This is a genomic window from Streptomyces sp. NPDC046261 (assembly GCF_040646235.1).
In the GTDB taxonomy this organism is placed as follows: Bacteria; Actinomycetota; Actinomycetes; order Streptomycetales; family Streptomycetaceae; genus Streptomyces.
Genome location: NZ_JBEYZU010000003.1, coordinates 490,600 through 503,869, shown reverse-complemented (window position 1 = coordinate 503,869; position 13,270 = coordinate 490,600). Strand labels below are relative to the sequence as shown.

General features: G+C 74.3%; 13 protein-coding genes. 9 read left to right on the top strand and 4 right to left on the bottom strand.

From position 1 onward, the window contains the following. Nucleotides 1-45: 45 nt before the first annotated feature. The 4 genes from ABZ956_RS09075 to ABZ956_RS09060 all read left to right on the top strand — a co-directional run bounded on the left by ABZ956_RS09075 (nt 46) and on the right by ABZ956_RS09060 (nt 3,512). Nucleotides 46-480, top strand: a complete 435-nt coding sequence (locus ABZ956_RS09075; protein WP_361889175.1) for a roadblock/LC7 domain-containing protein — start codon at nt 46-48, stop codon at nt 478-480. Between the two features lie 139 nt (nt 481-619). Continuing rightward, nucleotides 620-994 (top strand): hypothetical protein, encoded by a 375-nt coding sequence (locus tag ABZ956_RS09070; RefSeq protein WP_361889172.1) that lies wholly within the window; start codon nt 620-622, stop codon nt 992-994. A 246-nt stretch (nt 995-1,240) separates the two neighbouring features. Next, complete coding sequence (locus ABZ956_RS09065; RefSeq protein ID WP_361889169.1) at nt 1,241-1,837, top strand: hypothetical protein; 597 nt, start codon at nt 1,241-1,243, stop codon at nt 1,835-1,837. A gap of 163 nt (nt 1,838-2,000) precedes the next feature. Next, on the top strand, nt 2,001-3,512 hold the full coding sequence (locus ABZ956_RS09060; protein WP_361889166.1) for a hypothetical protein: 1,512 nt from the start codon (nt 2,001-2,003) through the stop codon (nt 3,510-3,512). A 52-nt stretch (nt 3,513-3,564) separates the two neighbouring features. Here ABZ956_RS09060 and ABZ956_RS09055 read toward each other — a convergent pair whose 3' ends face one another. Next, nucleotides 3,565-4,437 (bottom strand): hypothetical protein, encoded by an 873-nt coding sequence (locus ABZ956_RS09055; RefSeq protein ID WP_361889163.1) that lies wholly within the window; start codon nt 4,435-4,437, stop codon nt 3,565-3,567. Then, nucleotides 4,430-5,080 carry a hypothetical protein gene (locus ABZ956_RS09050; protein WP_361889160.1) on the bottom strand — a complete coding sequence of 217 codons (651 nt, stop codon included), beginning with the start codon at nt 5,078-5,080 and terminating at the stop codon, nt 4,430-4,432. Before ABZ956_RS09050 ends, ABZ956_RS09055 begins: the two co-directional genes overlap by 8 nt. A gap of 410 nt (nt 5,081-5,490) precedes the next feature. Between ABZ956_RS09050 and ABZ956_RS09045 the strand changes: the two genes are divergently transcribed. Then, nucleotides 5,491-6,114, top strand: a complete 624-nt coding sequence (locus tag ABZ956_RS09045; protein ID WP_361889158.1) for a 50S ribosomal protein L25/general stress protein Ctc — start codon at nt 5,491-5,493, stop codon at nt 6,112-6,114. A gap of 169 nt (nt 6,115-6,283) precedes the next feature. Then, nucleotides 6,284-7,027, top strand: coding sequence for an MBL fold metallo-hydrolase (locus ABZ956_RS09040; RefSeq protein WP_361889155.1), 744 nt, complete (start codon nt 6,284-6,286; stop codon nt 7,025-7,027). A gap of 3 nt (nt 7,028-7,030) precedes the next feature. Here the strand turns inward: ABZ956_RS09040 and ABZ956_RS09035 are convergent, their stop codons facing one another. Continuing rightward, nucleotides 7,031-7,885 (bottom strand): universal stress protein, encoded by an 855-nt coding sequence (locus ABZ956_RS09035; protein WP_361889152.1) that lies wholly within the window; start codon nt 7,883-7,885, stop codon nt 7,031-7,033. 325 nt (nt 7,886-8,210) lie between these two features. On the opposite strand from ABZ956_RS09035, the gene ABZ956_RS09030 reads away from it, so the two are divergent. The 3 genes from ABZ956_RS09030 (at nt 8,211) to ABZ956_RS09020 (ending at nt 11,628) form a co-directional block, all read left to right on the top strand. Next, entirely contained in the window at nt 8,211-9,269 is a 1,059-nt protein-coding gene (locus tag ABZ956_RS09030; RefSeq protein WP_361889149.1) for a zinc-dependent alcohol dehydrogenase family protein, read from the top strand. A 125-nt stretch (nt 9,270-9,394) separates the two neighbouring features. Next, a complete protein-coding gene (locus ABZ956_RS09025; RefSeq protein ID WP_361889146.1) occupies nt 9,395-10,147 on the top strand; it encodes a response regulator transcription factor in 753 nt (250 codons plus the stop codon). A gap of 59 nt (nt 10,148-10,206) precedes the next feature. Beyond that, nucleotides 10,207-11,628 (top strand): GAF domain-containing SpoIIE family protein phosphatase, encoded by a 1,422-nt coding sequence (locus ABZ956_RS09020; RefSeq protein WP_361889143.1) that lies wholly within the window; start codon nt 10,207-10,209, stop codon nt 11,626-11,628. Here the strand turns inward: ABZ956_RS09020 and ABZ956_RS09015 are convergent. Then, entirely contained in the window at nt 11,573-13,264 is a 1,692-nt protein-coding gene (locus tag ABZ956_RS09015) for a GAF domain-containing protein (protein ID WP_361889140.1), read from the bottom strand. The two genes, ABZ956_RS09020 and ABZ956_RS09015, sit on opposite strands and share 56 nt — an antisense overlap. Nucleotides 13,265-13,270 lie beyond the last annotated feature (6 nt).

Below are 13,270 nucleotides of genomic sequence, written 5' to 3'. Positions count from 1 at the left end.
GTCGTGCGCCGGCTCGCCGGACCGCCGGTTCCCACCGATCTCATGATGAGGCGTGCGCTGAGGCAGTTCGCCGGAAGGAGACAGTCGATGACCGCCGCACCCGAGGTGCTCGCCGAGCTCCAGGGGTTACGTGTCCGGGTACCGCATCTGACCGGTGCGCTGGTGGCGAGCACCGACGGGCTGGTGATCGCGCATCTGGTGACCGGGATGGAGCCGGACGGCGTGGCCGCGCTGACCGCCGCGGCTCTGGGAGTCGGCGCGCGGCTGACGAACGCCGTGGGCCACGGAGGCTTCCGCGAACTGATCGTCAGCGGTGAACTCGGCTACGTGGCCACGTACGCCGCCGGTGACTCCTGCGTGCTGACGCTTCTGGCCTCGGCCGAGGCGAACGTGGGCCGGCTGAACCTGGAGGCCCGCAGGGCCGGTACGCGCATCGCCGCCCTGGCGGACGCCACGCTGGAACGTCAGCGGCAGCCGTGACGAGGGACCGGCCCGGCACCCGCGCATGACCACCCCGCACCAACAAATAGCGACAAAACGATACTTACCTCTATAGCGATAGCGACTTCACACCCCTCCCGACACCGAATCTTCGACACGAACAGGAATGCGGACTCTGATGGCGAACACCGAAACGGCACTCAAGGACGCGATGGGCTCGATCGACGGGGCCATCGGCGTGGCGCTCGTCGACTACAGCAGCGGCATGGCCCTCGGCACCCTCGGCGGGACCCAGACGCTCGACCTCAACGTCGCCGCCGCGGCCAATACGGACGTCGTACGCGCCAAGCTGCGCGCCATGGAGATGCTCAACATCCAGGACAGCATCGAGGACATCCTCATCACCCTCGGCACCCAGTACCACTTGATCCGGCTGCTGACCGGCCGCGGCGGCAACGGGCTCTTCCTCTACCTGGTCCTCGACGCCCAGCGGGCCAACCTGGCGATGGCCCGTCACCAGCTCAAGCGCATCGAAGGAGAGCTGGAGGTCTGAGCCGGCCGCGGCCCTCACCCGCGCGCACCTGACACCGCCTTAAGTGCCCGTCCAGGCAAATGGATGACGCCGCTTCGGGTGGAAGTCACGAGCGCGCGGGCCCGGCCCGGCACCGCCCGCGGGCCGCGCTCCGGTGCGTACTGGACGGGATATGGCGAGGAGTCAGATCACTTCCGATTGCGGGCGCCCGGCACCCGCCGCAAGGTGATCGGGAAGATCCCTTTCCCCGCTCGAAGGAGTTGGACCATGGGTGCCTCCCGAAGAACCAGCCTTCTCGTGTCCGGCGTCGCGTGCGGTGCGCTCGTCCTGGGCGCCGCCGGATACGACGCCACGGCCGGCACGATGTCCTCGGCCGCCCCGGTGGCGGACACACCGCGCACCACCGTCGCACAGGCGCCCCCGCCCGCCGCGCTGCGCAGGGCGGCCGGCGAGGGCATGCGGGCCATCGACGCCAACGTCATCGGCAAGGAGGCGGCCGAGAGCGTCGCGGCGGAGTGCAAGGCGGTGCGGGAGCAGGCCCGGGCGCGGGGCGCGCGGTGCGCGGCGCTGGAGGAGCACCTGGCGACGCTGGGCAAGGCCAGGGCCGGCATGGAGCGGCAGGCGGGTGCGACCCGGCCGGATCTGGCCGCGCTCACCACGGCGACGACCGACGCGGTCGCGGCCACGGCCCGCCTCGCCAAGGAGCAGGCCCGGGCACACGGCGACGACGGCCGGGGCAGGGAGGGCAGCGGTCTCCTCTCGGCGGTCACCAACCTGGTCCACGGTCTGGTGAACAGCCTGGGCGGGGTGGTGTCGGGCCTGAACGGGCTGGTCGACGGCCTGCTGAAGGCCCTGCTGCGCTAGCGGGCCCGGGGCGTCCGCGCCACGGGCCCGGACTGCGGCACGACGGGCACGACGGCATCCACCGGCGCCGGTGGTGCCGCCGCGCCGCCCGTCGGGGTCACGGCGCTCGGCCGACTGCCGCTCCCGCGTCGCGGGCGCGGTCCGGCGGCCGGACCGTGGCCCCATGAGGTCAGTTCGCCCCGCTCCCGTCCAGGCCGGCCGGGAGGCTCCCGCGCGGAGGGGCCGCGCGGCAGGCGCGCCGGTCCTGCCGTGGCTCGCCGCCGTCGCCGCCGCCTACACCGTCGCCCAGCTGGTCCTCGTCGTTCCCGGTACGGGCCTGGGCTGGGACGAGAGCGTGTACGTCAGCCAGGTGGGGACGCGGGCCCCCGCCGCGTTCTTCAGCGCCCCCCGCGCCCGGGGCATCACCTTCCTCGTGGCGCCCGTGGCCGCGCTGACGGCCTCGACCGTGGCGCTGCGCGTATGGCTGGCCGTGCTCTCGGGCTGTGGGCTGCTGCTGTGCCTGTGGGTGTGGCGGCGGCTGCTCCCGCTGCCGGTGCTGGTGGCGGCGGGGTTGCTGTTCGGCGGCCTGTGGATCACCTTGTTCTACGGGCCGCAGGCCATGCCCAACCTCTACGTGGCCTACGGGGCGCTGTGCGCCACGGGCTGCTTCCTGCGGGCCGTGCGTGAGGGGAGCGATCGCCGCGCGCTCGCCGGTCTGCTCCTGGCGGTCGCGTTCACCGCGCTGATGCGGCCGGGCGACGCCCTCGCGCTGGTGCTGCCGCTGGCGGCCGCGGCACTGTGCGTACGGGCCTGGCGGCGGCCGGCCGTCCTGCTGGCCCTCGTGGCCGGTACGGCCCTGGGCGGCGCGGAATGGGTCATCGAGGCGTACGTGCGCTACGGAGGGCTCGCCGCGCGCCTGGACCGGGCCGAGGAGATCCAGGGCGGCTGGGGAGGGCACCTCGCCCTGGACGACCATGTGCGCGCCCTGGAGGGGCGGACGCTGTGCCGCCCCTGCGACGTGCCGTGGCGCCATCCGGTCACCGCCGCCTGGTGGTTCGCCCTGCCCGTGGTCACCGTGGGCGGGCTCGTGGTGGCGGCCCGGCGAGCGCGCCTTGCCGCGGTGGCGCTGCCGGTGCTGGTGGCGGTGTGCATGGCGGCGCCGTACCAGTTGCTCGACTACGCAGCGCCCCGCTTCCTGCTTCCCTCCTACGCGCTGCTGGCGCTGCCCGTCGGGTTCTGCCTGACGGCCGCCGTGAGCAGAGCGCGCCGGCCGGGCCGGGCGCCGCTGCGGGCGCTGGGGGCCGCCGGGCTCGCCCTGGCGTTGCTCGCGCACTTCGCGGTCCAGTACACGGTGCTCCAGAGGATGGTCACCCGCAGCGCTCACACCAGCGACGCGGTGGGCCGCGTCGTCGCCGAGCTGCGGCGGCAGGGCGTGCGTCCGCCGTGCGTCGTCACCGGGGAGGAGGCCGTACGCATCGCCTACCGGGCCGGCTGTTCCTCCCGTCAGACGAGCGGGCACGACGGCAGCATCACGCCGGAGCGGCTGGTGGAGACCGCGGGCCGGATGCCGGTGGCGGTGGTGCTGAGCGGGGGCGGTGCGGTGCCGTCGTACGCGCGGGGCTGGCGGGTCGAACCGCTGCCGTGGCAGGACCTGCGCGTCGCCCTCTCGCCGCAGCCCGGGCTGGACGCCCGCTGAGAGGCGGCCCGGCGGTGGTCCCGGCCGGCGGTGCCGCACCGGGACCGGTGGTTCACCAGGGGCCGAACGGGACCAGGTCGGGGCCGACGCTGTGCCAGTCGTCGCCGCCTTCGCTGAAGCGGTGGAAGAGGTGACCGCAGTACCAGACGACCACGTCCTGGCCGTCGGTGCTCTCCCCCGTGAGGTAGGCGCCGAGCCCGTCGTCGGCCGCGCTGCCCTGCCTGCCGTAACGGTCCTCGCTGCCGCGGTAGCGCAGCAGCCACAGGTCGGAGGAGGAGAAGGCGTTCGCCGTGCCGTCGTCGGGCCCCGGCAGCAGGTGGTAGCCGCGGCCGCTGGCCACGTCGAGCACGGCCCAGCTGCGCCGGGAGGGCGGGTTCTTGACCCGGTTGGTCTCGGTGCGGAACGGGTGCCAGCCAGCGCCCCAGCCTTCGTCGGGGGTGTAGCTGTTGTACTCCAGCAGCAGGTCGCTGCCGGCGTCGTCGATGTCGAAGTCCAGCCGCCAGTAGCTGTGGTGGCGGTGGTCGAAGGGGCACTGGATGCCCGCGCTGAAGAGCCGGGGCATCACCACGCCGTTCTCCCAGAACACCCATCGGTGCGTCAGCCGGTAGGCGCTGATGGTGTGGTACGACTCCACGGTCAGGGCCCGCTGCCCGCCGCTGACGTAGGAGTAGACGCAGACGCGGCTTTGGGGGCACCGGCTGGTGGGCTGGGAGTTGTTGTAGTTGAGGGGGTCCTTGTAGGGGCCGCAGGGGCCGTTGTACTGCACCCGCAGGGACGGCAGGCTGGCCTTCGTGAAGACCCGGTGGCCGCGGTAGGCGGCGTCCAGGATGACGATGCCCTCCTCGTCGGGGGCGTCCGCGAGCCGCCAGTCGAAGGTCCACACCGGCCGGTCCGCCGGCCAGGAGACGTGGCCCGCCTCACTCATCGCCCTCACCTCCCGCGCCCAGCACCCGCTCCTCCCCGAGGTCCACCACGACCCGCACCCCGGGCAGCCGCCGGTCGGCGTGGCCGAAGCCCACGTAGGCGCGGCGGCGGCCGTGGTGTTCGTCGCCCTCGCGGACGTCGCTGGTGAGCAGCACCATGGGCACCGCGTCGGCCGGGGCGCGCCGCACGAACTCGGAGTGGGTGCGGGCGATGGCCACGGCCCGTTCGATCTCGGCGTCGGAGAGGCCGGGCTGTGCGGCGCTCTCCGCCATGGCGGAGACGGACAGGGCCTCGGTGCCCTCCAGCGTGAATTCCAGCGCGCGTTCGTCGGTGTAGTCGTAGACGAGGACGAGGATCGCGGGCGTCGTCCGCTCCTTGTCGTCGGCGAGCAGGCTCGCGCCGAGGAAGACGTAGCGGTGTCCGTCGAGGGCGGCCCTGGCCCGCTCGTCCGAGAGCAGCACGGGGGTGGCGCGGTCCAGCAGCTCCGCGCTGGAGGGCGGGGTCGTGCGCACGCAGGGCACCGGCTCCGCGGGGCCGGGCGCGGCGGCGGGCTCGGGCAGGTCCCGGATCGGGGGTTCCACGACGGCGGGGAATTCGCCGTAGCCGGGGCGTTCCGGCGGGGGTTCGAGGCGGATTTCTGGCATGGACCACCCTTTCCTCGCGGCGCACCGGCGCTGCGGCGCCCCGGGCGGGACACGGCACGCCCTCGATGATTTCACCACGTATTCGCATAGTCACCCGGGGTGAACATCCGACTGAAGTGCGGACGTCGGGCCGCGCTCCGGCGCGCATCGGGGGCGCGCGGCGGCAAGAAAACGCCCCCGGGTGTGGAACTCCGCCCCGCGCGGGTGGCATTCATGAATTCGGGGTTCGGCCGAATGGCTCAACCATGGGCTTCGGGACTTCTTTCGCTGGATACACTCGCGGAGTTGCCCGGCGAGGGAGGCCGTATGTCACGGGGTGCGGCTTTCCTTTATCGGCCGCGCTCCGTACGAGGTCCGCCAGTGCCCGGGTGACGGCCACCGGACAGTGTCTGCATACGAGGAGTGCCGTCATGGCCGAGGTAAAGCTGAGCGCCGAGAAGCGTACCGACTTCGGCAAGGGCGCGGCCCGCCGCACCCGCCGCGAGAACAAGGTCCCCGCCGTCATCTACGGTCACGGCGCCGATCCGAAACACGTGGCGCTCGAGGGCCACGCGCTGATGATGGCCCTCAAGACCCCGAACGTGCTGATCAGGCTGGACATCGGGGGCAAGGGCGAGCTCGTCATCCCCAAGGCCGTGCAGCGCGACCCGCTCAAGGGCTTCCTCGTCCACGTCGACTTCCTCGCCGTGAAGAAGGGCGAAAAGGTCACCGTCGAGGTGCCGGTCCTCACCGAGGGGGAGCTGGCGCCGGGCGGCAATCTCCTGGAGCACATCCTCAACGCCCTGCCGGTGGAGGCCGAGGCCACCCACATCCCCGAGTCGTTCACCGTGTCGATCGAGGGCCTGGAGGCCGGTCACACCATTCGCGCCGGGGACATCCCGCTGCCGCGCGGCAGTTCGCTGGCGGTCGAGGAGGACGCCGCGGTGCTGCAGGTGGTCGCCGCCCAGGCGGAGGCCCTGCCCGAGGAGGAGGAAGAGGCCGCCGAGGCCGAGGGGGCGGCGGAGGAGAAGCCCGCCGAAGGCGCCGAGGGCTGACCGGGACGAGCCGTCGTTCGCCCTTTCGCGGGTGGGGGTCCCCGTCCCCCGTCCCCTCTCACCCGCGAAAGGGCGATGTGCTCCCGTGCGCGCGTCGCGCACCGCGCCACGCGAAAGGTTCCGTCACAGTGACCGAAAGGAACGCGGAGCACGGCGAGGGCGGTAACGGGTGGAAACTCTGGTCACGGAAATCGCGCCGGACATCTACCGGCTGTCCACCTACATCAGCGACGCGGACTTCATGTTCAATCAGTTCCTGGTGAACGCCGAGGAACCGCTGCTGTTCCATTGCGGACTCCGGGCGCTTTTCCCGCTGGTGTCGGAAGCCATGGCGCGGGTGATTCCCGTCGAGCGCCTGCGCTGGATCACCTTCGGCCATATCGAGGCCGACGAATGCGGCTCGCTCAATTCCTGGGTGGCGGCGGCTCCGCGGGCGACGGTCGCCCACGGCACGATGGGGTGCCTGGTGTCGGTGAACGACATGTCCGACCGCGCGCCCACCCCCTTGCAGGACGGTGAGGTGATCGACCTCGGGGGTAAGCGGGTCCGCCGCATCGAGACCCCGCACATGCCGCACGGCTGGGATGCCGGGCTGCTGTACGAGGAGACGACGGGCACCCTCTTCTGCGGCGACCTGTTCACGGCCATGGGCGACGCGCCCGCGCTGACCGAGCAGGAGATCATCGGCCCCGCGCTGGCCGCCGAGGACGTCTTCGGCGCGACCTGCCTGACGGCGCGTACCGCGCCCACGATGCTCCGACTGGCGGCCCTGGAGCCCCGCACGATGGGCCTCATGCACGGGCCCGCCTACGCGGGCGACTGCGGCCGGGCCCTGCGTGAGCTCTCGGCGGCCTACGCGGAGCGGTTCGCCCTGTCCCTGGACGGCGGGGCCCCCGGCCGGCGGGGGCCGTGAGCGTCACTCGTGCGGCACCACCGCCACCGGGCACGAGGCGTGGTGGACGCCCGCCTGCGCCACCGAGCTCAGGCGGGGGGTCAGCGCGGGCCGGTGCCTGCGGCGGCCGACGACGAGCAGGGCGGCGTCCTGGGCGGCTTCGACGACCGCGCCGGCCGGGCTCTCCAGCCGGACGGTGTCGGTGACCGGTACCCCTGGGTAGGCCTCGCACCAGCGGCGCAGCGCCGCCCGCAGGTCCCGTTCCGCGCCCTTTTGGATCTCCCCCGCCACGTCGGGGTCCACGCCCCAGGGGGCGTAGGCCTGCACCGGCAGCGGCCGGCCGTGCACCACGTGCAGGGGCACGCCGCGCGAGGCCGCGGCGTCGAACGCGAAGGCGAACACCTCGTCGCTGGGGCGGTGGAGGCCGGCGCCGAGCACCACGGTGCCGTCCCGGGGTACGGTCCCGGCCCGCACGAGGACCACCGGCCGCGCGGCGCGCCCGGCGACGTGCAGCGCGACGTCGCCGAGGAAGAACGCCTGGACGCGGTCCAGGCCGCGCGAGCCGAGCACGACCATGGCCGATTCGTCGGCGGCCCGCAGCAGGGCCGACGTGGGCTCCTCGGCGACCAGTTCCTCGACGATGGCCAGTGAGGGGAAGCGCTGGTGGATCTCCGCCTGCGCGGCGTGGACAATGCGCTTCGCCCAGTAGTCCTGGTCCTGCTCGACGGGCACGCCCTCCGGCTCGGGGACCAGCAGGATCCAGGCGTGGAGCAGGCGCAGGGCGAGGCCGCGCCGGTCGGCCTCGGCTGCCGCCCAGTGCGCGGCGGCCAGGCTCTCGGGCGAGCCGTCCAGGCCCGCGGTGATGGGTGCGCTCTCCATGGCGACCGTCTCCCTCCCGTGCGAGGGGTCCCTCAGTCCTTCTCTCTCCTTCCAGTGTCCGCCGGGGCCGGCCGTCGGCCGGCCGGCTCCGGCGGGCCCCGGCGGAGGCGCCCGGAGCGGGGAGCGGCGCGGGACGGGTGGCGTTCTCGATCCGGCTCGGTCCGGGCGGATCCCAGCGTGGCAGGGCGCGGTGGTACGGGGATGGGCCGGCCGGGGCAGGCCGCGGGGACGCCCGGCCCTTGCGTTGCCCCCGCTGCGGCGCGGGCGCACGGTGGAGATGGTGGAGAGGGGGCCAGAGAGGCGAGGGGAAACGGAGGTGAGCGCGATGACCACCGGGACCGGGGGCTACGGATCCGACCGCGAGACGGCCGCCGGGTCTCCGCTCACCACGGCCTGGATCGTCGAGCGCACCGCCCCGGCCGCGCGGCACCCGCTGCGGCGCGTGGAACGGGCGGCGGGGGAACCGGGGCCGGCCGGGCTGCTGATCGAGGTGCGGGCCTGCGGGGTGTGCCGCACCGATCTGCACCTCGCCGAGGGTGACCTGCCGCCGCACAGACCCCGCTGCACCCCCGGCCACGAGATCGTCGGCCGGGTGCTGCGCACCGGGTCCGCGGTGCGGGACTTCGCCCCCGGTGACCGGGTCGGTGCCGCGTGGCTGGCGGGGACGTGCGGGACGTGCCGGTACTGCCGCGCCGGGCGGGAGAACCTGTGCCCGTACTCCCGCTACACCGGGTGGGACGTCCACGGTGGTTACGCGGGGCACGCCGTCATCGACGCCCGCTTCGCCTACCACCTGCCGGAGGGGCCGCCGGACGAGGAGCTGGCGCCGCTGCTGTGCGCGGGCATCATCGGCTACCGGGCCCTGGAGCGGGCGGAGCTGCCGCCGGGCGGCCGGCTGGGGGTCTACGGCTTCGGCGCCTCCGCCCATCTGACGGCGCAACTGGCGATCGCCCGGGGCGCCACGGTCCATGTGCTGACCCGGGGCGCCGCCGCGCGCGAGCTGGCCCTGGAGCTGGGGGCCGCTTCCGCGGGCGACGCCCAGGAGACGCCGCCCGACCTGCTCGACGCGGCGATCCTCTTCGCCCCGGCCGGTGACCTCGTCCCCGTGGCCCTGGCGGCGCTCGACCGCGGGGGCACGCTGGCGGTGGCCGGCATCCACCTCACCCCGATCCCGGCGCTGACGTACGAGGCGCATCTGTTCCAGGAGCGCACCCTGCGCAGCGTCACCGCCAACACCCGGGCGGACGGGCGGGCTTATCTGGCGGAGGTGGCCCGGCACCGCCCGGTGGTGCGGGTGCAGCGGTATCCGATGAGCCGGGCGGACGAGGCGCTGGCGGACCTGGCGGCCGGGCGCGTCACCGGGGCGGCGGTCCTGGTGGCGTAGGCCCCTGGGCCGCGGGGCCGCGGCCGTGTCGGGCCGTTCGGCCCATGGTGCGAACCACTGTGATGGATCATGATCGGGGTAGCGTGCGGCGGCGCGCGCACCGTCGACAGGGAGCGGTAGGAGCAGTGGACCAGTCAAGGACGTTCTCCCAGGAGCGGCCGATCCGGGTGTTCCTGCTGGACGACCACGAGGTCGTCCGGCGGGGCATCCGCGACCTGCTGGACGGCGAGGGCGACATCGAGGTCGTCGGCGAGGCGGGCACCATCGACCACGCCCTGACCCGGGGGCCGGCCCTGCGCCCCGACGTGGCGGTGCTGGACGTACGGCTGCCGGACGGTGACGGCATCTCGGTCTGCCGGGAGCTGCGTTCGCGCATGCCCGGCCTGGCCTGTCTGATGCTCACCTCCTTCGACGACGACGATGCCCTGCTGGATGCGATCATGGCCGGGGCCGCCGGCTATGTGCTCAAGCAGATCAAGGGGTCCGACCTGGTCGCCGCGATCCGCACGGTCGCCTCGGGCCAGTCCATGCTCGACCCGGCGACCACCACGCGGCTGATGAACAGCCTGCGGGGCGAGGAGGAGGACGGCGGCGGGCCGCAGGACGAGCGCCTGGCGGGCCTGTCCCCCCGGGAGCGGGACGTCCTCACCCTGATCGGCGATGGCCTGACCAACCGTCAGATAGCGCAGCGGCTCTTCCTGTCCGAGAAGACGGTCAAGAACCACATCTCCCGCATGCTCGCCAAGCTCGGCGTCGAGCGGCGCATCCAGGCGGCCGTGCTCGCCACCGAGGTCGCCCGGCCCGCCGCGGTGCCGGCCGCCCGGGCCCAGGACCGCCGCGAGCCGGCCGGCCGGGTGTCCCGCCGCCCGGGGGGCTGACCCGCCACGTACGCCCTGACGTGCGAGGACGCACCGTGCCCGGTCGCTAACCTCTGACCGTGGCGACCAGCGAAGCAGACGGCGGGCCCGGGGAAGACGGCCGCCCGGGCGGCGGATCCGGCCCGCAGCCGGAGCTCGATGTGGGCCGGCTGGCCGGGCGGCTGGCCGAGGCCCCCGACGCGCAGCAGCGGATCCGGGCCCTGCTGGGCGCCATCCTCGATGTGAGCGCGAAGCTCGATCTGTCCGTCGTGCTGCGCCGCATCGTGGTCACCGCCATGGAGCTGGCCGGCGCCCGCTACGGCGCGCTGGGGGTCCTGGACTCCGAGGGCACCGCCCTGGCCGAGTTCATCCCCGTCGGCCTGGACGAGGAGGAGACCGACCGGCTGGCGGGCGTCGCCCTCCCGCACGGCCGGGGGCTGCTGGGCCTGCTCATCAGCGACCCCCGGCCCCTGCGCGTGGACGACATCGCCGCGCACCCGCGCGCCGCGGGCCTGCCGCCGGGACATCCGCCGATGCGCTCGCTGCTCGGCGTCGCCATCACCGTACGCGGGAGCGTCTACGGCAACCTGTACCTGACGGACCGCCGGGACGCCCGCCCGTTCGATGACGACGACGAGGCCGTGGTGGTCGCGCTGGCGAGTGCGGCGGGCGTGGCCATCGAGAACGCCCGGCTGTACGAGCGGCTGCGCTCGGGCGCCGAGCAGTTCCAGCGGCTGCTGCTGCCGAGCCTGCCGGACCTGGCGCCGTTCACGTCCTGGTCGCTGTACCAGCCGGCCACCGAGCCCGCGCTGCTCGGCGGCGACTGGTACGACGCCCTGGCGCTGCCCGGCGGCGCCCGGGCGATGATCGTCGGCGACGTCGTCGGCCACGACGTACGGGCCGCCGCCGGCATGGCCCAGGTCCGCAACATGCTGCGCGCCCTCGCCTACGACGCGGATCTGCCGCCGGGCGCTCTGCTGAGCCGGCTGGACCGCACCCTGGCGGGCGTCGCGGAGCCCACGATGGCGACGGTGTGCGTGGCCCGTATCGCGCCCACCGGGGACGGCGCGGGGTGGTCGCTGCTGTGGAGCAGCGCCGGCCATCCTCCGCCGCTGCTGGTGACGGCGGACGGCCGGGCCCGGTACCTGGAGGGCGAGCCGGACCTTCCGCTGGGGGTCGACCCCCTGCTCGCCCGCGCCGACCACCGTCACGAACTGCCCGCGGGCGCCACGGTGCTGATGTTCACCGACGGCCTGGTCGAGCACCCGCGGCGCGATCTGGGCGAGACGCTGGGCATCGTGGCGGACGTCGCCGCGGCGCACGCGCACGGGCCGCTGGAGTCGCTGGGGCAGGCGGTCGCGCGGGCCCGGCCCAGCGACGGCCATGACGACATGGCCGTCCTCGCGCTGCGGGCGCCGGCCGGCGGGGCCCCCGGCGCGGCCCCCGTCATGGCAACGGGATCCGCCACGTCAGGGTCGTACCGCCGCCGGGCGGCTCGCTGATCAGCAGCCGGCCGCCGTGGTGCGCGGCGCGCTCGGCGAGATTGCGCAGGCCGCTGCGGCGGCCCTTGGCGCCGGCGGGCATGCCGGCGCCGTCGTCGGTGACGGTGAGCACCAGGTGCCGGCCGTCGTTGACCACGGCCACGTCGGCGGAGGCGGCGCCGGCGTGCCGGGCCACGTTGGCCAGCGCCTCCCCCACCACCGCCACCACGTCGTCGACGACGGCGCGGGGCACCTGGGTGTCCAGCAGGCCCTCCATGCGCAGGCTCGGCGCGAAGCCCAGGAGGGCGCCGGCCTCGCCGACGGTCTCGACGACCCGGGTGCGCAGCCCGTGCTGCGGGGCGGTCTCCCGGGACCGCAACCCGAAGATCGTCGACCTGATGATCTTGATGGTCTCGTCCAGGTCGTCGACCGCCCGCTGGACGCGTTCGGACGCCTCGGCGTGGTCGATGAAACGGTCGGCGCTCTGCAGCGTCATGCCCGTGGCGAAGAGCCGCTGGATCGCCAGGTCGTGCAGGTCGCGGGCGATGCGGTCGCGGTCCTCCAGCAGCGCGATCTGCTGGGCGTCCGCGCGGCGTTCGGCGAGCTCCATCGCCACGGCCGCCTGGCCGGCGAAGGCGACCAGCGGCCGGATCTCCTCCTCGGAGAACGGCGCCCGCCCGGTGCCGCGCACCAGCAGCAGCACGGCGCGGACCGCGTCACCGGACTTCACCGGCACGGCCACCGCGGGGCCGAGGCCGGCCGGGCGCAGCGGCGCCGCGGAGCTCTTCGGATCCGCGCCGATGTCGGCGCTGAGGACCGGGCCGCCCCCGGAGTAGGCCGCTCCGGCGAGGGTGCCCTCCACCGGCAGGCTCAGGCCCCGCAGCTCTGCCGCCCGCTCGCCCACGGCCACCTCGACGCTGAGCGCGGCCTCGCCGGCCACCGGCAGCGAGACCAGGGCCAGGTCGGCGCCGGTGATCTCCTTGGCCAGCTCGGCGATCAGCCCGATGACGTCCGCCGGGTGGCTGCCGGACATCAGGCTGGTGGTCACCTCGGCGCTCGCCCTCAGCCATCGCTCGCGGCGCGTGGACTCCTCGTACAGGCGGGCGTTGTCGATGGCGACGCCGGCGGCGACGGCGAGCGTGGAGAGCACCGCCTCGTCCTCGTCCTCGAAGTCCGCGCCCCCCTGCTTCTCGGCCAGGTAGAGATTGCCGAAGACCTGGTCGCGGACGCGGATCGGTACGCCCACGAAGCTGTGCATCGGCGGGTGGCCGGGGGGAAAGCCGTACGACGCCCGGTGCCCGGAGATGCTGGACAGCCGCAGGGGTTCCGGATGGCGGATCAGCTCGCCGAGGATGCCGTGGCCGGACGGGTACGGCCCGATGGCCTCGATCTGCTGCGGCGTCAGCCCCACGGTGAGGAACTGCGACAGCGTCCGCCCGTCGGGCCCGATCACGCCCAGCGCGCCGTAGCGGGCGTCCACCAGCGTCACCGCCGCCTCGACGATGCGCCGCAGCACATGCTCCAGGTCCAGCTCGCGGCCGACCGAGAGCACGGCTTCGAGCAGGCTGTGCACCCGGTCGCGGGTGCCGCGCGCGGCGTCGATGCGCGCCTGGAGCTCCTCCAGCAGCTCGTCCAGCCTGAGTTGCGGTAATCGCAAGGAAGT